The sequence below is a fragment of the Curtobacterium sp. 1544 genome, from assembly GCF_040544915.1.
GTDB lineage: Bacteria > Actinomycetota > Actinomycetes > Actinomycetales > Microbacteriaceae > Curtobacterium > Curtobacterium pusillum_C.
In genome coordinates, this window is the sequence record NZ_JBEPKX010000034.1 from 26,551 (window position 1) to 46,011 (window position 19,461).

The 19,461-nt window shown below is 71.8% G+C and carries 17 protein-coding genes; 10 read left to right on the forward strand and 7 right to left on the reverse strand.

The annotated features are described in order from the left end of the window. Positions 1 to 2: 2 nt before the first annotated feature. On the forward strand, positions 3 to 653 hold the full coding sequence (locus ABIC61_RS16275; RefSeq protein WP_354030756.1) for a GntR family transcriptional regulator: 651 nt from the start codon (positions 3 to 5) through the stop codon (positions 651 to 653). Between the two features lie 309 nt (positions 654 to 962). Here the strand turns inward: ABIC61_RS16275 and ABIC61_RS16280 are convergent, their stop codons facing one another. From ABIC61_RS16280 to ABIC61_RS16290, 3 genes are read right to left on the reverse strand one after another with little or no spacing between them, the layout of a single operon-like run. Then, a complete protein-coding gene (locus ABIC61_RS16280; RefSeq protein ID WP_354030757.1) occupies positions 963 to 1,739 on the reverse strand; it encodes an IclR family transcriptional regulator in 777 nt (258 codons plus the stop codon). A 26-nt stretch (positions 1,740 to 1,765) separates the two neighbouring features. Beyond that, positions 1,766 to 3,175, reverse strand: a complete 1,410-nt coding sequence (locus tag ABIC61_RS16285) for a glycoside hydrolase family protein (protein ID WP_354030758.1) — start codon at positions 3,173 to 3,175, stop codon at positions 1,766 to 1,768. Positions 3,176 to 3,213: 38 nt separating this feature from the next. Then, positions 3,214 to 5,445 (reverse strand): FAD-dependent oxidoreductase, encoded by a 2,232-nt coding sequence (locus ABIC61_RS16290; protein WP_354030759.1) that lies wholly within the window; start codon positions 5,443 to 5,445, stop codon positions 3,214 to 3,216. Between the two features lie 108 nt (positions 5,446 to 5,553). On the opposite strand from ABIC61_RS16290, the gene ABIC61_RS16295 reads away from it, so the two are divergent. The 3 genes from ABIC61_RS16295 (at position 5,554) to ABIC61_RS16305 (ending at position 9,415) form a co-directional block, all read left to right on the forward strand. Then, positions 5,554 to 6,921, forward strand: a complete 1,368-nt coding sequence (locus tag ABIC61_RS16295; RefSeq protein WP_222122009.1) for an MFS transporter — start codon at positions 5,554 to 5,556, stop codon at positions 6,919 to 6,921. Positions 6,922 to 7,067: 146 nt separating this feature from the next. Next, positions 7,068 to 8,570: an LCP family protein gene (locus ABIC61_RS16300; protein ID WP_354030760.1), complete on the forward strand. Its 1,503-nt coding sequence runs from the start codon at positions 7,068 to 7,070 to the stop codon at positions 8,568 to 8,570. A gap of 62 nt (positions 8,571 to 8,632) precedes the next feature. Continuing rightward, entirely contained in the window at positions 8,633 to 9,415 is a 783-nt protein-coding gene (locus ABIC61_RS16305; RefSeq protein ID WP_354030761.1) for an endonuclease/exonuclease/phosphatase family protein, read from the forward strand. 40 nt (positions 9,416 to 9,455) lie between these two features. Here the strand turns inward: ABIC61_RS16305 and ABIC61_RS16310 are convergent, their stop codons facing one another. Beyond that, positions 9,456 to 10,184, reverse strand: coding sequence for a hypothetical protein (locus ABIC61_RS16310; RefSeq protein ID WP_354030762.1), 729 nt, complete (start codon positions 10,182 to 10,184; stop codon positions 9,456 to 9,458). Positions 10,185 to 10,318: 134 nt separating this feature from the next. On the opposite strand from ABIC61_RS16310, the gene ABIC61_RS16315 reads away from it, so the two are divergent. The 5 genes from ABIC61_RS16315 (at position 10,319) to ABIC61_RS16335 (ending at position 15,662) form a co-directional block, all read left to right on the forward strand. After that, entirely contained in the window at positions 10,319 to 11,026 is a 708-nt protein-coding gene (locus ABIC61_RS16315) for a GntR family transcriptional regulator (protein WP_186322096.1), read from the forward strand. Between the two features lie 2 nt (positions 11,027 to 11,028). Next, positions 11,029 to 12,039: an ADP-ribosylglycohydrolase family protein gene (locus ABIC61_RS16320; RefSeq protein ID WP_354030763.1), complete on the forward strand. Its 1,011-nt coding sequence runs from the start codon at positions 11,029 to 11,031 to the stop codon at positions 12,037 to 12,039. A 70-nt stretch (positions 12,040 to 12,109) separates the two neighbouring features. Next, complete coding sequence (locus ABIC61_RS16325) at positions 12,110 to 13,597, forward strand: purine-cytosine permease family protein (RefSeq protein ID WP_354030764.1); 1,488 nt, start codon at positions 12,110 to 12,112, stop codon at positions 13,595 to 13,597. Beyond that, positions 13,597 to 14,529, forward strand: a complete 933-nt coding sequence (locus tag ABIC61_RS16330; protein ID WP_354030765.1) for a PfkB family carbohydrate kinase — start codon at positions 13,597 to 13,599, stop codon at positions 14,527 to 14,529. The genes ABIC61_RS16325 and ABIC61_RS16330 overlap by 1 nt, the downstream gene beginning before the upstream one ends. Positions 14,530 to 14,762: 233 nt before the next feature. After that, positions 14,763 to 15,662, forward strand: coding sequence for an SDR family oxidoreductase (locus ABIC61_RS16335; protein WP_354030766.1), 900 nt, complete (start codon positions 14,763 to 14,765; stop codon positions 15,660 to 15,662). Between the two features lie 107 nt (positions 15,663 to 15,769). Here the strand turns inward: ABIC61_RS16335 and ABIC61_RS16340 are convergent, their stop codons facing one another. Both ABIC61_RS16340 and ABIC61_RS16345 read right to left on the reverse strand, forming a co-directional pair. Continuing rightward, positions 15,770 to 16,531, reverse strand: coding sequence for a hypothetical protein (locus tag ABIC61_RS16340; RefSeq protein ID WP_354030767.1), 762 nt, complete (start codon positions 16,529 to 16,531; stop codon positions 15,770 to 15,772). A gap of 67 nt (positions 16,532 to 16,598) precedes the next feature. Next, the gene (locus ABIC61_RS16345) at positions 16,599 to 16,922 is read right to left on the reverse strand and encodes a hypothetical protein (RefSeq protein ID WP_097181625.1); all 324 of its coding nucleotides are present in this window, start codon (positions 16,920 to 16,922) and stop codon (positions 16,599 to 16,601) included. Between the two features lie 168 nt (positions 16,923 to 17,090). Between ABIC61_RS16345 and ABIC61_RS16350 the strand changes: the two genes are divergently transcribed. Continuing rightward, the gene (locus tag ABIC61_RS16350; RefSeq protein WP_144756628.1) at positions 17,091 to 17,765 is read left to right on the forward strand and encodes a TetR/AcrR family transcriptional regulator; all 675 of its coding nucleotides are present in this window, start codon (positions 17,091 to 17,093) and stop codon (positions 17,763 to 17,765) included. A 10-nt stretch (positions 17,766 to 17,775) separates the two neighbouring features. Here the strand turns inward: ABIC61_RS16350 and ABIC61_RS16355 are convergent, their stop codons facing one another. Further along, positions 17,776 to 19,284, reverse strand: coding sequence for a threonine/serine exporter family protein (locus ABIC61_RS16355; RefSeq protein WP_354030768.1), 1,509 nt, complete (start codon positions 19,282 to 19,284; stop codon positions 17,776 to 17,778). Positions 19,285 to 19,461 lie beyond the last annotated feature (177 nt).

The following is a 19,461-nucleotide window of genomic DNA, read 5'->3' on the forward strand; positions in this document are numbered from 1 at the left end:
GTATGCCAGTTCCTTCGACGCAGCCCGCCGCCGAGCGGAAGCTCCTCCGTGACACCGTGCAGGACAAGATCAGGGACGCGATCATGGACGGCACCCTCGAGCCGGGCGAGCGTCTCAACGACGACGACCTCATCGCCTGGCTGGGTGTCTCCCGGACCCCGATCCGCGAAGCCCTCGCCGAGCTCGCCCGCGCCGGACTGATCGAGATGGCGCCGAACCGGTACACCCGGGTCGCCGCCCCGGCGAAGGACGAGCTGCTCGACGCGTACCGTACCCTCGGCGTGATCTACGGCGGCGTCGTCCGACTGGCGACCCCGCGCTTCCCCGACGCGCAGCGCAAGAAGGTCGTCAAGATGCTGGACGACGTCACCGCGCAGGTCGAGGCGCAGCACCAGGGCGAGGTCGCCCAGAACGGCGCCGCGATCTACTCGATGTGGGCGGACCACTGCGGCAACCCCTCGCTCGAGCAGCTCTGCAAGTCGACGACGGACGGGCTGGCGTTCAAGCTCCGCGTGCCGGAGCTCGCCGAGCTGATCCCGGCCGACGTCGTCCTTCCCGAGCTCGCGAAGCTCAAGGACGCGGTCCTCGCGAAGGACCCGATCGCGGCCGAGCTCGCCATGGAGGCGATCCACCTGCTCCCGTCGCGCTCGTAGCGCGACCAGCGCGACCAGCGCGACCAGCAGACGGCCTGGAGGAACGTGGCGGCCCCGCCACGTCCTCCCTCGCAGGCTCGGTCGGCGCGCCCCGCGCAACGCTCCGCGTCGCCGCCGAGCGGGGCGCGCCAGGCCGTCAGTGCGTCACCACCTGCGTCGCGAAAGCGACAGTTCTCGTCGTCGACCACGGACGCTGTCGCGAGAGCGACAGATTGGCGCGCACAGTCGGCCGGATTCTGTCGCTTTCGCGCGGAGGTTGCGGCCCAGGCCCGACCGGGCCCGACCGGCCCCGCCACGTCCTCCAGGCCGTCAGTGCGCGACCGCGCTGATCATGCCGAGGCCGACGCTGATGCGGTCGGCCACCTCGATGAGGTCCTCGGCGAGCGAATCCATGTCCCGGTCCCGCAGCTGCGTGACCCGCCCCGAGATCGAGAGCGCCGCCACGATGCGCCCCGACGCGTTCCGGATCGGGGCCGCGATGCAGAACCTCCCAAGCGCGACCTCCTGGTTCTCGACGCACCAGCCACGCTTCGCCGACGCCTCGAGGTCGGCCGTCAGCTCGTCGTGCGACGTGATCGTGTGGTCCGTGTAGCGCGCGAGGTCCTCGCCGAGCAACGCCTGCCGCTCGGACTGCGACAGGTCGAGCATGAGCGCCTTGCCCAGCGCCGAGGCGTGCAGCGGCTGCCGCATCCCGATCATGGTGTGGGACTTCGGGGCGAGCGACCCCTCGAAGTGGCAGAGGTAGATGCAGGCCGTGTCGTCCTGCACGCCGACGTTGGCGGTGAGGCCGATCCGGTGAGCGAGCTCCTGCGCAGCGGCCCGGCTCTCGCGGTGGACGGGGTTGTGGTTGAGCCCCTGGCTGGCGAGCTCGAGCACCGCACGGCCGACGGAGTACCCCTGCGACTCGGGGTCGCGGCGCACGTACTCGAGTGACTCCAGCGTGGCGAGGAGCCGTCCGGTGGTCGAGGTCCCGAGTCCGATCGCACGAGCGATGTCGGAGGCGCGCATCGCCCCGTCGGCAGCACCGAGCGCGCCGAGGACAGCCGCGGCGCGCTCGATGCTCTGGTTCGGAGGGGTGGTGGCCATCCGCCCATTCTGTCCCGTGGAGTCGATCAGGACACCGTGACACCGCTGACGAACTGGTTCGTCCGCACCTGTGCCGCGGTGAGGGGCGCGCCGCCGAGCACGACGTCCTCGAAGGCGACGTCCGAGATCCCGTGCGTGGTGTCCCACCCGGACAGCGTCACCGGGTCGGCCGTGACGTCGGTGAAGTCGCGGATCGTGATGCCCGTGATCCGGCCGCGCTCGTCGCGGTACCCGGTGTCGTTCGAGTACTGCCCCTTGAGGACCTGCAGCACGATGGCCTGCTTGCCGACCGGCTGCGACTCCACGTGGAAGCCGTCCACGGTGACGTCCGAGACCGTCGCCCAGTCCTGCACGTCGAACTTCAGGGCGACCTCCTTCGCGCGGAGCACGTACGACTGCGTGATGGAGATATCGGTGAACACTTCGGTCTCCATGGACGAGCCGAACCGGACGGGGTTGCCGCCGGTGACGTTCCAGAACGTGGTGTCGGTGGCGTGCAGGCCGCGGGTCTCCGGTTCGCCGTTCGTGGCCGCGTCGAGGGCGTGCCAGCCGAACCCGTCGTCGCCGCTCATCACGAAGTTGTGCTCGACGGTCATGTCCTGCACGCCGTCGGTGTCGATGCCGTCGTTGTTGATGAGCGTGCCCATCAGGTTCATCCAGGACACGTGGATGCCCGAGGAGCGGATGTACAGCGTCTGCCACCACTGGGCGTTGCGGACGCCGATGCCGGACACCGTGATGTCCGAGCTGTCGTGGAACCGGATCGCCATCGTCTTGCTGGTCCGCGACGTGTCCGCCCCGGCGTCGAGGATCCCGCGTCCGAGGACCTGCACGCCGGTGACGCCGTCGCCGTCGATGCGGCCGTGCACGAGGGCACCCGGCGCCAGGTAGACGGTCTGGCCCGACACCGGACGGATCACGCCGGCGTCGTGCTCACCCGGGCCGAAGTACAGCACGTCGGGGTCGGTGGCGGACGGCACCGCGGTCTCCTCCGGCGTGACGAAGAGGAACAGCGCGCGGACGCCGGGCGTCTCGATGACGAGCGGGTGCGCATCGCGGATCGTGAAGGTCACGGTGTCGCCGGAGCGCGTCGTGGCGATCGCGAGCGTCCGCGGGGTGACGACCGGCGCGGCCGACGCGGCCAGACCCGGCATCGTGACACTGACGGTCGCGGTGCCCGTCCCCTTGGCGAACATCGCGACGTCGTGCGAGGTGCCGCTCACCGACTCGGCCTTGACCGGCACGGCAGTGCCGTTCGCCGACACGGTGTGCGCGGTGGCGGTGGGTGCCGTCGGGTTGCCCGGGTTCGCGTGGATCACGGCGGTGCCGGCGGTCGGACCGGCGGCGTTCGTCGCGGCGGCCGCCGGGGCAACCACCCCGAGGGCGGTGAGTGACAGCGCGACGGCTGTCGCGATGGTCAGTGTGCGCAGGCGCATGGCGATCTCCCTTGATCGGTGGTGGTGCTGCGGGTGGGTCAGTAGACCTTCACGGCGCTCGCCGACACGAAGGGCGAACCGTTCGTGGCGGTGACGACGACGCGCAGGGACGCGGTGCGCGTCGGTGCGACGTCGTGCACGCGGTGCCGGTGCCGGTTGTCGGTGACGGTCGCGAGTTCCTGCCACGATCCGTCGACGCACGCCTCGACCCGGTAGTCCCGGGCGAGCGTCGGGACGGCGTCCCACGGCGTGCGGTGGTGGTGCAGGTTGATGAGGTCGGCGTCGACGTCGTCGTTCCACACGATGCGGACCTCGCGGACGTCGACGGGCTCCGCCCAGTCGAGGATGAGCGTGGCCGCGCCGTCGCCCGGTTCCGACGACCACAGGTGCGGCCCGCCGAAGGGACGCTGGTAGCCGTCGGCGATCCGGGAGGCGCGCCACGCGTCCGACGTGCCGGCTGCGGTGAACGCGAAGGAGCGTCCGCGCAGGGCCCGCGCTTCCCAGTCGGTGACGGGCTGGTCGGCCTCCTCGGGGATGTGGTCGTCGAACTGGGCGTCCTCGGCCGACCGGGCCCGGAGCGCGAGGACGCCGTACGGGTGTCCGTCGGTCAGGGGCAGGCGGACCCCGTCGGCACGACGGACCACGACGACGGCGTTGCACGGCTCGTCCGGCCGGAACCCGAGGTCGACGACCGCCGCACCCGCGCCGGCGGGGACGCTCGCGGTGTGGGTCGACACGTGCTCGATGGGCGCGTAGTTCTGCGGCTTCCCGGTGGTCCAGAGCTCGATCGTGAGCTCGGTGTCGACATCGGCGACGGTCCGGAGCACGAACGACCCGAGTGCGGGGTCGGCGGGGAGGACGATCGCGACGTCGCGGTCGAGTGCGAAGGTGTCGTCGGTCGTCCACGGCGTGGTGTCGAGCGCGGTGAGCTCGCTGCTCGCGCTGATCCTGGCGCGCTGCGCGAGGTCGGCGCCGTCGATCGCTCGGACCCCGACGAGCGGCGCGTCCTCGCGGAGCAGGGTCTGCTGCAGCATCGCGACGTGGTCGGTGCCGAGCTCCCGCGGGGTCACGCCGTGCCGGGCCGCGAGGTGCGCCGCGGTCCCGGCCGCCTGACCCTGGGTGGAGCAGGTGGCCATCACCCGGGTGGACCCGAAGGCCACGTGCGACGCGGAGATGTTCCGGCCGGCGAAGAGCAGGTTCGCCACGTCGGCCGAGTAGAGGGAGCGGAACGGGATGTCGTACGTGCCGTCGGTGTACCGCTGCTGCGCGCCGGCGGTCTCGGCGTAGACACCCTCGACGGGGTGCAGGTCGATCGACCAGCCGCCGAACGCGACCGTGTCCGGGAAGGTCCGCTGTGACAACAGGTCCTGCTGCGTCAGGGTGTGGTCGCCCACGAACCGGCGGTACTCGCGCTTGCCGGGGATCGCCCCGACCCAGTCGAGGGTGAGCGAGTCGGCGTCGAACGAGCCGGAGTTCTTGATGTGGTCCCAGATCCCGTACACGACGCCCCACAGCTCGTCGCGGATGCGTTCGTTGTCGGTCACGGTGTCGAGCTCGCCGCCCCACTCGATCCACCAGTAGTTGCAGCCGTTGTCGCCGGTCTTGATCGCCCGGTTCGCCAGGATCGGCGTCTTCGCCAGATCGACGGCGATCGAGGGCGGCACGAACTTCTCGGGGCGGCCGGTGTCGTGCGTGGAGAAGAAGATCGAGCTGCCGAGCAGTTCGTCGTCGGGCCGTTCCGGTGCCCACTCCTCCCCGTACTCGTCGCGTCCTTCGCGGCCGATCCGGTACGAGGCCCCGGCGAGGGCACCCACGAGGCCGTCGCCGGTGCAGTCGAGGAAGACCGGCGCGGTGAAGGTGGTCTCGATCTCGGAGCCCATGGTCCAACCGGTCACGGACGTGATGCGGTCCCCGTCGGTGACCACCGTCCGCACGTCGGTGTTGAGGTGCAGGTGCACGTTCGGTTCGGCGCGGACGAGGTCGAGCACCACCTGGTCCCAGTAGATCGCGTTGCCCTGCGGGTTCCGGTACTGGTTCTCGAGGAAGAGCTCGCCCATGATCCCGGTCTCGCGGGCGAACCGCTGCGTGCCGTGGGCGGTGGCGCCGACCACCCACACGCGGACCTCGCTCGAGGAGTTGCCGCCGAGGACCGGGCGGTTGGTGACGAGGGCGACGCTGGAGCCGAGGCGGGCGGCGGCGACGGCGGCGCTCACACCGGCGAGGCCACCCCCGACGACCACGACGTCGTGGTGCTGTTCACGGGACTGCATGGCGGCGACGGTATCACTTGCTGGCGAGACATTCCCACTGTGTGGCAAAGTATGCCCGGCAAGTGCTATCGTCAACGAACTCTCGACAACGAAGTGTGAGGTCAACCCATGAGCGACGGAACCCGAACGCGCACGAGCGCCGACGCCGCCAGCACCCCCGACGCCGCCACCAGTCCGGACGTCCGCGCAGCGCTGGGCGACGACGCCCGCCGCCAGAGCATGCGGAAGGTCATCGTCGCCGCGGGTGTCGGGCACTTCGTCGAGTGGTTCGACTTCGGCCTCTACGGCACCCTGGCGACGGTCATCTCGCTGTACTTCTTCAAGCAGGGCGACCCCCAGGTGGCACTGCTCTCCGCGTTCGCGGTGTTCGGCGCCGGCTTCGTGATGCGTCCACTCGGCGGCCTGTTCTGGGGCTCGCTCGGTGACCGGGTCGGCCGGAAGACCACGCTCGCGACGGTCATCCTCATCACGAGTGGCGCCACCGCGGTGATGGGCATCCTGCCGACCTACCAGAGCGTCGGACTGCTCGCCCCGATCCTGCTCGTCGTGGTCCGGCTCGTGCAGGGCTTCGCGGCCGGTGGCGAAGGGGCCGGGGCGACCACGCTGCTCGCCGAGTTCGCGCCGTCCAACCGGCGCGGCTTCGTGACGAGCTTCATCGACGTCTTCGGGTTCGCCGCGTTCATCGTCGGTGGCGGCCTGGTCTTCCTGTTCACGGCGATCGCCGGTGACGGGGCCCTCGAGTCGTGGGGCTGGCGTGTGCTGTTCCTCATCGCACTGCCGCTCGGCCTCGTCGGCCTGTACCTCCGCTCGAAGCTCGAGGACACCCCGGAGTTCCGCGCCCTCAAGGCCAAGGGCGAACTCGCGAAGAACCCGCTCCGACGCTCGCTCCGGACCGGGTGGAAGGCGCTGCTGTTCTGCGTCGGCTTCGTCGTCCTCAAGGCCGTCGGCCACTGGATCCTGCAGACGTTCATGCCGTCCTACCTGCAGGCCGATCTCGGGTACTCGCCGCTGGTGTCCTACGGCGTCGTGGTCATCGGCTTCATCGTGATCGCCGGTCTCGTGCCGTTCTTCGGGTTGCTCTCGGACAAGATCGGCCGGAAGCCCGTGATGCTCGCCGGTTGCGGCGGGTTCCTCGTGCTCACCTACCCGACCCTCATGCTCATGAACGCCGGCAACTTCTGGGCGGCCGCCGGGGCGATGGTCCTGCTCGGGCTGTTCATGGCGGCGTTCGACGGTGCCGTCAGTGCCGCGATGGCGGAGCTGTTCCCGACGGCCATCCGCTACGGCTCGATGGGCATCGCCTACAACATCAGCGTCGCCCTGTTCGGTGGCATCACGCCGTACTTCGCGACCTGGCTCATCACCGCGACGGGCAACACCTTCGCCCCCGCGTTCTACGTGATGGCGGCGGCCGCGATCACCGGGGTGACCGTCCTCCGGGCGCGCGAGACGAACAAGGCCGAGCTCGCGTCGTAGACGCGACCGGATGACGGACGGGAGGCACGGTGCCAGCTGGCACCGTGCCTCCCGTCCGTGACCGGTGCGTCCCGGTGCGGCGGAATCGCGGCGACCTTCCAGGGCCGTTTCATGACCACTTCATGCATCGCAGTTATGGTTTCCGGGTGAGCAACGACCCTGAGCAGACGACCGGCCGCGGCCGCCGCGGCTTCACGCCGCCTCGCCACGGCCGCCAGAAACGGCGTGGCGGCGTCATCCTGCCCGCCGTCGCCGGCGTGCTCACCATGGGGCTCCTGCTGAGCGGCGGCTACGCCGCGTTCGCGTACGGACGGCTCTCGACCGGCATCACGAAGATCGACGCGATCGCCGGCAACAAGTCCGACAAGGACGACGTCGACGGGCAGGCACAGAACATCCTGCTGGTGGGCGACGACCACCGGCCGGACAACGCGACGCCGGAGGAGATGGCGGAGCTCAGCACCGAGTCCGACGGCGGTGCGACGAACACCGACACGATGATCGTCCTGCACATCAACGCCGACGGCACCCAGGGGACGATGATCTCGTTCCCCCGCGACTCGTACGTCGACATCCCCGGCGTCGGCAAGGGCAAGCTCAACAGCGCCTTCTACTTCGGCACCCTCAACGGCCGGGGTGACACCGGCGGGGCGAAGCTGCTCATCCAGACGATCCAGAACCTCAGCGGCCTGACGATCGACCACTACGTGCGCGTCTCGCTGCTCGGCTTCTACCAGGTCGTCAAGGAGCTCGGGCCGGTCGACGTCTGCCTCAACCAGGCGGCGAAGGACCCGTACTCCGGCGTCGACCTGCCCGCGGGGAAGTCCACGCTCGACGCGAAGCAGGCGCTGTCCTTCGTGCGCCAGCGCCACGGGCTGCCGAACGGCGACCTCGACCGGAACATCCGCCAGCAGTACTTCCTGTCGCAGGAGGCCCGCAAGGTGCTCTCCGCCGGCACCCTGCTCAACCCGGTCAAGATGAACAACATCCTCGGCGCCGTGGGCGGCTCGATCCAGACCGACACCGACCTGGTCAACCTCGCCACGCAGATGCGGAACCTGCGGCCCGGCAACATCCAGTCGGCCACCATCCCGACGCTCGGCACCCCCACCATCTACGTCAACGGGTCGGCGCTGTCCATCGTCGAGATCGACACCGTCGGGCTCCCCGCCTTCGTGCAGAGCCTGGTCGGCGAGCCCGAGGAGTACACGAAGGCGACGGCCGCGCAGCCCGCCGCCACGACCGTCACGGTCCTGAACGGCAGCGGGGTCACGGGCGCCGCAGCTGCCGCGGGGACGAACCTCACCGCGCGGGGCTTCCAGGTCGGCGCCCCGGGCTCGTCCGAAACCACGAAGACGACGCAGATCCAGTACCCGGCCGGGCAGGAGGCGCAGGCGAAGGCCCTCGCCGCCGTCGTGCCGGGAGCCGTACCGGTCCGGACCGCCGCCGTGACGGGTGTCACGCTCGTGCTCGGGACCGACGGCAAGACCGCCACGGCGCCGGCCGCTCCCGGTGGTGCGGCGTCGCAGCCGTCGTCGGGGGAGTCCGCAGGGTCGGAGTCGAAGCCGTCGAAGTCCGCGTCGTCGGAGCCGAAGCCGTCGTCGACCGACGTGAAGAGCTACGGCAAGGACGGCGTCTGCATCAACTGACCGGGTCCTCGCGCTCCGGCGGGTCACGGTTCCCTGCGCACCGAGGTCGGTAGGTTCGAGGGGTGAGCAACGCAGCGCGTCCGATCACCCTGATGACCTACAACATCAAGAACCCGGATCCCGCGCACGACTGGCCGGCCCGGCTCCCCGTCCTGCTCGACGTGATCCGCCGGCACGATCCCGACCTCGTCTGCGTGCAGGAGGCCTTCGCGCACCAGATGGACGACCTCCGGGCCGGACTGCCGGACCACGGCGACGTCGGACAGGGGCGCGAGGGGGACACGGCGGGGGAGCACGCCGCGGTGTTCTTCCGCCGCAGCCGCTTCCGTCCGCTCGACGAGGGGACCTTCTGGCTGTCGGACACCCCCGACGAGCCCGTCTCGAACACGTGGGGGAGCCTGTTCCCCCGGGTCGCGAACCACACCCGCTTCCTCGACGTCGAAGGGGACCCGTTCACCCTGCTGACCACGCACCTCGACCACGAGGTCGGCCCGCACGGCGACGAGGTCCGGGCGAAGAGCGCGGCACTCATCGTCGAGCGCCTCAGCACCACGGACGGACCCGTCGTCGTCGCGGGGGACTGCAACGAGCCGGCCGGAGCGGGGACGGCGTCGACGGTGTTCGCGGACGCCGGCTACGACGACGCGTGGGTGCTCGGCGGTGACCCGGAGGACCGGACCGCAACGTTCAACGACTGGGAACCGCCGGTCGACTCGGGGGAGCGCATCGACTGGGTGCTCACGCGCGGGATCGCCGGTGTGGACCGCGTCCTGATCGACCACGACGGACCGGAGACGTGGTTCGCGAGTGACCACTTCCCGGTCGTGGCCACGCTCCGGATCTGAACGGACGCGCCGCTGAACGAACGCGCCGCCGGGGACCTGGTCAGCAGGTGCGCTGCGCGTGCACCGGCATCGGCGACCCGAGCACCGTGACCGTGGTGTCGTCGGTGAGCGCCGAGACGCCGTTCGTGCCCGCGGTGTCGGCGTCGTCCTCGGGGGCCCAGCCCTCCTCGAGCAGGAGCTGCCAGGCCTTCGCCTCGTCCGAGCCGAACGACATCCGGTCGGCCTTCGGGGCGTCCGAGATGGCGTCGTGGATGTCGTCGCCGACCTGCACGCCGTCGGGTCCGGTCAGCTCGACGTCGTCGCCGAAGCGGGAGCGCACGGCATCGCGGAGCACCCGGACCTCCACCGCGTTGCCCGCCTGCGCCGGCGTGGTCAGCGCGGCCACCCGGATCGCACCACCCCACGTGTAGGTGGTGCCGGACGGGAAGCACGCGCCGCCGTCGCCCTCGGCGGTCTGGGTGCGGGACGGGGTGCCGAGCAGGCGGTTGAGCAGGCTCACGGTGGTGCGGGAGTCCCGCATCGAGGCCTCGACCACGGTCTTCTCGCCACGGCGGAACACCAGGGACTCGGCGTCGAGTTCGATCGAGTCGACCCGCTTGAGCTTCGCGGTCGTGACGCGCGCCGGGTCGTCGCGCGGCGCCGTCTCCGGGGCGACCTCGGCCGCCGAGGCCGGTGCTGCGCCGACGCCGGACGTGCCGTCCACGACGAACGTGCCGGCCGAGAAGGCCAGCACGGCGGCGCTCAACGCCAGCACGGTCCGGAAGGTCACCACTCGACGGTACGACGTCGAGGCTGCCTGGACGACGGGTGTTACCGAATCGGAGCCTGGCAGTGACCGGACCGTGACCTTTCCGACCAGGCCACCCTGGACTGGACAGGTCTTGTACATGTATGGTCGCCACCATGCCCGTCTCATCGAAGCGACGCCTCGTCGCCGACGCCCTCCGCGACGCGATCGCGACGGGCCGGTACGTCCCCGGGGAACGCCTCCCCGGCGAGCACGACCTCGCCGAGCGCTACGCGGTCAGTCGCGGCACCGTCCGTGCGGCACTCGCCGACCTCGCCGACGACGAGTACATCGCGACCCACGGCGGCATCGGTTCGGTGGTCACGTTCGACGGTGCGGCGCTCGACCCGCGCGCCGGCTGGGCACGCTCGATCGCTGGGAGCGGCACCGAGGTGCGCGCCTCGACGCTGCGGATCGAGCGGATCGAGGACGCCGAGCTCGCGAGCCTCGTGGACGCCGACCCCGCGCTCGTCGCGGTCGACCGGGTTCGTTCCGTCGTGGACGGCCCGAAGGTGTCCTACGAGCGCAGTCTCGTCCCGCGCATCGGACGCCTCGACCGCGCCGTCGAGGAGGGCCTCGTCGACGGATCACTGAGCGCCACCATCGAAGCCGCCGGGCTCGTGCCGGCCCGGGCGGAGCAGTGGATCGACGTCCGGCCGCTGGACGACGACGAGGCGGCCGTGCTCGACCGGGCACCTGGCACGCCGTTCCTGCACAGCCGCCGGGTCGCACGGACGGCAGACGGTGCCTTCGTCGAGGCCGTCGACAGCCTGCTCGACCCCGAGCGCTTCCGTATCCACATGCGTTTCGGACAAGGACGATGACGATGACCGACAGCACGACCCACGACCACGCCCTCGCCGCGTTCCAGGGCCTCGCGATCGGCGACGCACTCGGGATGCCGACCCAGTCGATGACGCTGGAGCAGATCCGCGAGGACCACGGCCGCATCACGGGCTTCGTCGACGCCGGGCCCCGACAGCGCATCGCGCACGGCATGCCCGCCGCGAGCATCACCGACGACACCGAACAGGCCGTGCTCGTCGCACGACTGCTCGTCGAGGGCGACGGCCGACTCGACCCGACGCGGTTCGCCGAGGCGCTCATCGAGTGGGAGCGCGGGATGGCGGCCAAGGGGTCGCTCGACCTGCTCGGGCCCAGCACGAAGACGGCCGTGCAGCGCATCCTCGACGGCGTCCCCGCATCCGAGGCGGGCTCGACGGGCACCACCAACGGTGCCGCCATGCGCATCACCCCGGTCGGCATCACCACGTCCGCCGACGACCTCGAGGTCCTCGTCGACGCCGTGCAGGACGCGTCCCGTGTCACCCACGACACCGGACTCGGCATCGCCGGGGCCTCGGCCGTCGCCGCCGCCGTCAGCGCCGGGATCGACGGTGCCTCCCGCGCGGAGGCGCTCGACGTCGCCGTCGCCGCCGCCCGGATCGGCGAGCGGCGCGGGCACTGGATCGCCGGTGCCTCGATCGCCGACAAGACCGCCTGGGCCCGTGGATGGCTGCCGACGGTGGCAGCCGCGGACCGCATCGCGGCGATCGACAGCGTGATCGGCACGAGTGTCGCGAGCCAGGAGTCCGTCGTGGCGGCGCTCGCCCTCGTCGCACTCGACCTCGACCCGTGGGAGACGCTCTGCACCGCCGCGAGCACCGGTGGCGACACCGACACGATCGCGGCCATGGCGGGCGCGGTGCTCGGTGCCGTGCACGGGGCGTCGGCGTGGTCCCCCGAGGCGGTCGCGCAGGTCGAGTCCGTCAACGGCATCCGGTTCGCGGACGCCGTCTCCCCCCTGCTGGAGCTCCGCGCGGCCAGCAGCCACTAGCCCCGGTCGGTGGCGACCCCCACGAGCCACCGCCCGGACCCGAAACCCTTCCGACGACGTAAGAGGAACCATGACCGACACCCCGAGCTCGGGAACGCTCACCAGCATCGAGCAGCGCGGCATCGAACCCGTACCAGCGGCCGAACGCACCGGGCAGGCCGGCGCACTCTTCTGGGTGTGGTTCGCCGCCAACATCTCCATCCTCGGCCTGCCCCTCGGCGCGACCCTGGTGGCCTTCCAGCACCTCAACATCTGGCAGGCGCTGCTCGTCGCGGTGATCGGCGCCGCCGGTTCGTTCGCCGTGGTCGGGGTGATCTCGATCGCCGGGCGTCGGGGCGGTGCACCCGGCCTGACCCTGAGCCGGGCGGTCTTCGGCGTCCGCGGCAACATCGGGCCGACCTTCGTCTCGCTGCTCTCCCGCCTCGGCTGGGAGACCGTGAACACCACGACGGCGGCCTTCGTGCTCCTGTCGCTCTTCACGATCCTGTTCGGCACGGACGGCGACGCGAAGCACAACCCTGTCCTGACGATCGTCGCCATCCTCGTGTTCGTCGTCGCGACGGTGCTCATCTCCGGCCTCGGCCACGCCTTCATCGTCGCCGTGCAGAAGTGGGCGACGTGGGTCTTCGGCGCGTTGAACGTCTTCGTCGCCGTGTTCCTGGTCGTCCGCGTCGACTGGCACGTCGTCGGCAGCGCCCCCGCCGGACCGTTCGCCGCGATGGCGATCGGGATCGGCACGATCGCGGCCGGCACCGGCATCGGCTGGGCGACCGCGGGCGCGGACATCGCCCGGTACTCGAAGACGAGCGTGCGCGCCGGCAAGCTCGTCAGCGCGAGCGCCGCCGGAGCCGGCATCCCGCTCGTGGTCCTCGTCGGGCTCGGCGCGCTCGTGTCCGCCGGCGACCCGACCCTGGCGCAGGCCGGCGACCCCGTCGCCGCGATCCGCGACCTGCTCCCCGGCTGGATGGCGGTCCCGTACCTGATCGCGGCGTTCGGCGGGCTGCTGCTGTCGAACCACCTGTCGGTGTACTCCGCGAGCCTCACCACGCTGACCCTCGGCATCAAGGTGCCCCGGGTGTGGGCCGTCACCGTCGACGTGGTCGTGACGTTCCTCGGCGCGATGTACTTCATGCTCGTCGCCGACGGCTTCTACGCGCCGTTCATCACGTTCATCTCGGTGCTCGCCGTCCCGATCACGGCCTGGCTCGGCGTCTTCATCGCCGACATCGTCCGTCGCACCTGGTACGAACCCGAGGCGCTGCTCGACCTCCGGGCCGGCGGCCGCTACTGGTACTCGGGCGGCATCGCGTGGCGGGCGGTCGTCGCCTGGGCCGTCGCCATCGTCGTCGGCTTCCTGTTCACGAGCGTGCAGGTCGGCGACGCGGACCCGGTGTTCGTCGGCGCCCTCGCCGGCACCTGGATCGGTGCGAACGGTCTCGGCTGGATCGTCACGTTCATCGTCGCCGCCGCGGTCTACGTGCTCACCGGTGGTCCGAAGGGTGCCCTGCACGCACCCGCCGACGAGTCGGCTCCGCTGCCCGCGACGGAGCACGCCTGATGCCCCGTCTGGTCTCGGTCGGCAACGTCATCGTCGACATCGTGATGCGTGTCGGCGAGCTGCCGGACCCGGGCGGCGACGTGATCGCGTCGTCGTCCGAGATAACGGCCGGTGGTGGCCTGAACACGATGGTGGCCGCGCGCCGGGACGGCCTCGACGTGGTCTTCGCCGGGCAGTACGGCACCGGCCCCTTCGCCGACGTGGTCCGTCGGGCGCTCGCCGACGCCGACGTCGAGGTCCTGCAGCCCGGCATCCCGGACCAGGACAGCGGGTACTGCGTCGCGCTCGTCGACGCGTCGACCGAGCGGACCTTCGTGACGAGCGTCGGCGCCGAGGGACGGCTCGGTCCGGCCGAGCTCGCCCGGGTGGACCTGCGCGACGACGACACGCTGTTCGTGTCCGGCTACGGCCTCGCCCACCCCGTCAACGGTCGCGCGATCGCGGACTGGATCCCGACGATCCCGGCATCGGTGCGGGTCGTGTTCGACCCGTCGCCGTTGGTCGACACGCTCGACCCGCAGGTGGTCGCCCCCGTCACGGCGCGTGCGGACATCGTGTCCACGAACGCCCGGGAGGCCCGGCTCACGTCCCCGGGATCGGCCGACCTCTGCCAGGCGGTCACCGCCATGGCCGCGGTCGCGCGGGGCACGGTGCTGGTCCGTGACGGCGGTGCCGGGTGCTGGGTGGCCGATCCGTCGCTGCCCGACGGACCCGCCCTGGTGCCGGGGTTCACGGTCGAGGCCGTCGACACGAACGGAGCCGGGGACACACACGGCGGCGTCCTCGTCGCGGCGCTGTCCCGCGGCGAGGCCCTGCTGGACGCGGTCCGTCGCGCCAACGCCGCCGCCGCGATCGCGGTGTCGCGACCCGGTCCGGCGACGGCGCCCACGCGGGCCGAGACCGACGCGTTCCTGGCCGCCCACCCGGCCTGACCCGCCCGCCGGGGCCGCACCGTGCCTCCAGTCCGGCCTTCCCGACCGCCGCCCGTTCCGCGCCCTGTGGCGCACATCGCGCCCCGTCACAGCGGGGTGCGGTGTCCGACCGGGGGCGCGATGTGAGCGTGACCGGGCGGGGGAGGCGAGCGCCGGCGGACGCAGTCCGGGTCGCGCACCGGGGGACAGGCGCCTGGACGGGCGGAGGCGACCGCCTGCGTACCGTCGATGTCATGACGGACCAGTACAGCAAGCAGGACCCGACGACGATGTACGCCGACAAGAAGCCCGACGAGCAGTACCTGCCGGGTGCCGGGACCGACGCGGAGATGGCGCAGAACGTGGCCGCCGACCACGGTGAGGACACCTACCGCGGCTCGGGCCGACTCGAGGGACGCAAGGCGCTCGTCACCGGCGGCGACTCGGGCATCGGTGCGGCCGTCGCGATCGCCTACGCCCGCGAGGGTGCCGACGTGGCCATCTCGTACCTCCCCGAGGAGCAGGAGGACGCCGACCGCATCGTCGCCCTCATCGAGGCCGCCGGCCGCAAGGCCGTCGCGCTGCCCGGCGACATCACCTCGCTCGAGGTCTGCGAGCAGCTCGTGGCCGACGCGGTGGAGCAGCTCGGCGGGCTCGACATCCTCGTGAACAACGCGGGCAAGCAGCAGAACGTCGACTCCATCGTCGACATCTCCGACGACGAGTTCGACGAGACCTTCAAGACGAACGTCTACGCGACGTTCCGCATCACGAAGGCCGCCGTGCCGCACCTGCAGCCGGGGTCGACGATCATCAACACGACGTCGATCCAGGCGTACGCGCCGTCCCCGCACCTCGTGCACTACGCGGCGACGAAGTCGACCGTGAACAACCTGGCGAAGGGCCTGGCGGCGCAGCTCGCGCCGAAGGGCATCCGCGTGAACGCCGTGGCACCCGGGCCGATCTGGACGCCGTTGCAGCCCGCCGGTGGGCAGAAGCCGGAGGACCTCCCGACCGCCGGGGAGCAGACGTACCTCGGCCGCTGGGGGCAGCCGGCCGAGCTCGCGCCGGCGTACGTCTTCCTGGCGAGCGGCGAGTCGTCGTACGTCGTCGGGGAGACGCTCCACGTCGACGGGGGCATGCCGACGCCGTAGCGCGACGGGCCGGGCGCATCGCGCGCGAGGCGCCGCATCGACAGCGAGACACCGCCGGATCCGGCGGTGTCTCGCTGTGTGTCCGGCGTCTCTCGCGCCGGGCGGTGTCAGGCGCCGACGAGTTCGTCGACCCGGCTGGGGTCGGCGATCGCGCCGTGGAGGTCCGCCGTCGACATGCGGCCGCGGGCCCAGGCGTCGAGGGCGAGAGCGAGCGCGCGGGCGGCCCGGTCGTCGACGCGCGCGGACTCGGGGTCCGAGGTCGCGGTGCGGATCGCCAGGTAGAGCTCGGTGATGTCGGTGTGGTCGTCGAGCGAGACCGCCGGCGTGTGCACCGACGTGGCGATCGCGGCGACCGCGGCGTCGTGCGTGACGACCAGGTTGCACGCGGCGAACGCCGAGGCGGTGTCCGCGACCGAGTCGGTGTGGGTGACGACCGAGACGGGGATCTCGGTGACGCGACGGAAGGCGCGGACGAGCTGCTTCGTGGCGGCGGCATCGCGCTCGGCGAACTGGAACACCCGGATCGAGGCGAGTTCGAGCTCACCGGCGACGGCGGTGGCGGCGGCGGCGAGGGCCTCGCTGGCGACCGTGGAGTCGGCGCCGATGCTCACGGCGAGTGCGGACGGCCCACCCTCGAGCAGCGCGCCGTGTTCGCGGTGCCAGAGTGCGGCCAGGTCGGCGACGGACGACAGGTCCGCCAGGTCGACGGTCTCCTTGCCCAGGAGGCCGAGGCGCGCGCGGAGACCGCGGGCGCCGACGACGAGTGCGTCCTGCGGCAGGAGCGAGCGCAGGGTCTCGATCAGGGCGTCGCGACCGAAGTCACGGGCATCGGTCGACGGGGCGCTGACGAAACGACGTGCTGCGGGCATCGGGTGCTCCTCGGGAGGGATCGGGTCGCACCCATCCTGACAGCATCGTATTAGAAATACAAGATGTTCAGCACGGGGTCGTGCAGGTGCGCGCCATCCGCTCGAGGAGCTCGCGGGCCGACAGCGCCGCAGCCAGCTCGACCTCGACGGGGTTGATGCCGACCGCGCGCTCGAACTCGCGGCGGCGGGCCTGGTCCGCGATCGCGACCTCCGGACGCTGCGGCAGGACGGCGATCGCCCGAGCGGCGGCGTCGAACGCGCCGACCGGCCGGCCGAGCTGCTCCCACATCGTGCGGACGTCGTGCGCGACCTGGTCGGGATCGCCGCCGAACTCGAAGCCGGCCGAGGCCATGGTCGCCAGTCCCTGCGCGGTGGGGTCGTTCGGGGTCATGTCGGCATCGTCACACGGATCCCCGCGAACGTGCTGCGAACCGACGTCTTGTCCCCCGACATGCCGACACCCGGACCGGGGATTCTGGTGTCCCCCGATCTCCGTTTGGATGGACCTGCCCCCAGTGGGCGACGCGGACAGGACGTCCGGGGACCGACGGAGGGCACGATGCTCGAACACACCAGCGCGGACACGCAGGCGGCAGCCGCCGCGGCCGCCACCCTGCACCTGCGGATCACGATCGTGGGTGCGACCGTCGACCTGCTCCGGGACGTCCCCTTCCACGAGGCCGACGCCGCGAAGGTCGCCGAGCGGCTCGACATCTCCGTCGACGAGCTCCGGCAGCACTTCCCCTCGTGGGACGGGCTCGTGCTCGCCGCGGTCGACCGGTGGAACGGCGGTCGGATGGACGAGGTCACGCGCGAGGTCGGCGACGGGTCCACCGTCCAGCTCCTCCGCGGGATCGTCGCCTCGAACGCCGAGGACCCGGCGCTCATGCGGCTGCTCGTGGCGCTGCTCTCCGTCGCCGGGAACCCGCAGCACCCGATGGCCACGTACCTGCGGTCGCGGTACCAGCTCTTCTACGCGCAGATCAAGCGCGGGCTCGAGCACGACATCGCCGTGGGCCGCGCACCGCACACGATGGACCCCCGTCGCGGAGCGGAGCAGCTCATCGCCCTGTACGAGGGGCTGCAGCTGCAGGCGCTCCTGCGGTCGGACCTCGACCTCGTCCCGGCGTTCGACCGTGCCGTCGCCCGGCTCGAGCGCGGCTGGATGGAGCGATACGAACCGCAGGCCGCACGTCGGCTGTCGACGTGGAGCGACGGCGGCTGGGAGCTCTGAGCGTCGGTCGTCAGCGCGGTCGCGGGCCGCGTGGCACCGATCCGCCGCCAGGGTCGTAGCCCGAGTCGCGGATGACCCGCAGCGCGGTCGTGTCGTTGTGGACCGAGTGCACGACGACCCTCCGTGCGCGGCGCAGCGCCCGTCGAGCACCGGGTGTCGCGACGAGTCCGCCGAGCACGAGCCCGGCGCCGATCGCCAGGGCAACCGACACCGCGGCGACGAAGTCCAGGGCGGCGCTCGACGACCCGGACATGAAGTTCAGCAGCGCGTTCGACACGGCGACCCCGGGCAGCAGGGCCCCGCAGAACGCCGGGACCGCGATGGCCGCGACCGCCGTCCGCATCCGGGCTGCGGCGATGGTCGACAGCACGCCGAGGAGCACGGCCGCGAGGAACGTGGCGCCGAGCAGCGGGATGCCGAGGTCACGCAGGCCTCGGAGCGCCGCGCCGGCCGCGACCGAGAAGACCACGGCGACCGGGATCACGCGGGCACTGGCCTGCTGCACGAAGCAGTTCGCCGCCGCCGACACCACGGTCAGCGCGAGCGACGCCCAGAGCGGCAGGGTCTGCGTGACGATGCCGGACGGATCGACCTCGATGTGCAGCCACTTCGTCACGGCGATGCCGGCCGGCACGCCGACCACGATCGCCGCGATGATGAGCCCGATGTAGAACGCCCGGGCGACGGCCATCGCCCGGAACCCGGAGATCGCGTCCTGCGCCCACGTGACGAGTGACGGGTGCGGGAGCAGGAGCACCACGAGCGCCGCCACCATCGTCGCGGCCTGGCCGGGGTGCAGCACGCCGGCCCAGATCGCGAGGGTGCCGATCGCCGACGCCACCGCACCCTGCGCCCCGGACACGAAGAACTGCGGGAACCCCCGACCGGTCAGCCACCGTCCGGAGACGATGATCCCGAGCATGAGCACGAACGCGCCCAGGCCAGCTCGCCAGCCGCCACCGGCCTGCATCGAGATCGAGATGCCGAGGATCGACAGCCCCACGTCGGCCAGCCACCGTGGCCACCGTGGCGGCAGGCGGAGCACCGCGACGAGGGCGTTCACGGCCGAGGTCATGTCGCGCTCGTCGTGCACGAGGTCGTCGACGATCTGGTTCGCCCGTGCCAGCCGGTCCAGGTCGGAGCCGTCGGACTGCACGGTGCGGACCTTCACGAGCGGCGGGGTGTCCGCCGGGGCGTACTGGATCGTCACCGAGCTGCCGGAGAAGTCGAGGTCGAGGGGCGCGAGGTTCCACTTCGTCGAGACCGCCACGACGGCCGTCTCGACGCTGCGGGTGTCGGCACCGGAGGCGAGCATCACCTCGGCGAGGTCGAGGCAGAAGTCGACGATCTGCACGGGGGAGTACTGCTCGCGCGGTCGGGTGTCCGGCGTGACGTCCTCGTAGATCGTGCCGCGCAGCCGGGCGCGGGCATCGCGGATGTCGTGCTGCGCCAGGCTCCGGACGCGCGGCCGGGGGAGGCGCCCGGGTCTCGGGGCACCGGGGACGGACTGCTCGGCCATCCCGCCATGGTGCCAGTCACGTTCTCCACGCGACCGGTGGACGGACGGGAGGGGGGGGGGGCGCCGGGGCCCCCCCCCCCCCCCCGGGGGGGGGGGGGGGGCGGCGGGGGGGGGGGGGGGGGCCCGCCCGGGGGGGGGGGGCGCCCGCCGGGGGCCCGCCCGGGGGGCTTTCGACGG

Excerpts from the sequence above, each read along its gene's own strand:
- ABIC61_RS16275 (WP_354030756.1), top strand. The coding sequence starts at position 3 with ATGCCAGTTCCTTCGACGCAGCCCGCCGCCGAGCGGAAGCTCCTCCGT.
- ABIC61_RS16280 (WP_354030757.1), bottom strand. The coding sequence starts at position 1,739 with ATGGCCACCACCCCTCCGAACCAGAGCATCGAGCGCGCCGCGGCTGTC.
- ABIC61_RS16285 (WP_354030758.1), bottom strand. The coding sequence starts at position 3,175 with ATGCGCCTGCGCACACTGACCATCGCGACAGCCGTCGCGCTGTCACTC.
- ABIC61_RS16290 (WP_354030759.1), bottom strand. The coding sequence starts at position 5,445 with ATGCAGTCCCGTGAACAGCACCACGACGTCGTGGTCGTCGGGGGTGGC.
- ABIC61_RS16295 (WP_222122009.1), top strand. The coding sequence starts at position 5,554 with ATGAGCGACGGAACCCGAACGCGCACGAGCGCCGACGCCGCCAGCACC.
- ABIC61_RS16315 (WP_186322096.1), top strand. The coding sequence starts at position 10,319 with ATGCCCGTCTCATCGAAGCGACGCCTCGTCGCCGACGCCCTCCGCGAC.
- ABIC61_RS16320 (WP_354030763.1), top strand. The coding sequence starts at position 11,029 with ATGACCGACAGCACGACCCACGACCACGCCCTCGCCGCGTTCCAGGGC.
- ABIC61_RS16325 (WP_354030764.1), top strand. The coding sequence starts at position 12,110 with ATGACCGACACCCCGAGCTCGGGAACGCTCACCAGCATCGAGCAGCGC.
- ABIC61_RS16330 (WP_354030765.1), top strand. The coding sequence starts at position 13,597 with ATGCCCCGTCTGGTCTCGGTCGGCAACGTCATCGTCGACATCGTGATG.
- ABIC61_RS16335 (WP_354030766.1), top strand. The coding sequence starts at position 14,763 with ATGACGGACCAGTACAGCAAGCAGGACCCGACGACGATGTACGCCGAC.
- ABIC61_RS16340 (WP_354030767.1), bottom strand. The coding sequence starts at position 16,531 with ATGCCCGCAGCACGTCGTTTCGTCAGCGCCCCGTCGACCGATGCCCGT.
- ABIC61_RS16345 (WP_097181625.1), bottom strand. The coding sequence starts at position 16,922 with ATGACCCCGAACGACCCCACCGCGCAGGGACTGGCGACCATGGCCTCG.
- ABIC61_RS16350 (WP_144756628.1), top strand. The coding sequence starts at position 17,091 with ATGCTCGAACACACCAGCGCGGACACGCAGGCGGCAGCCGCCGCGGCC.
- ABIC61_RS16355 (WP_354030768.1), bottom strand. The coding sequence starts at position 19,284 with ATGGCCGAGCAGTCCGTCCCCGGTGCCCCGAGACCCGGGCGCCTCCCC.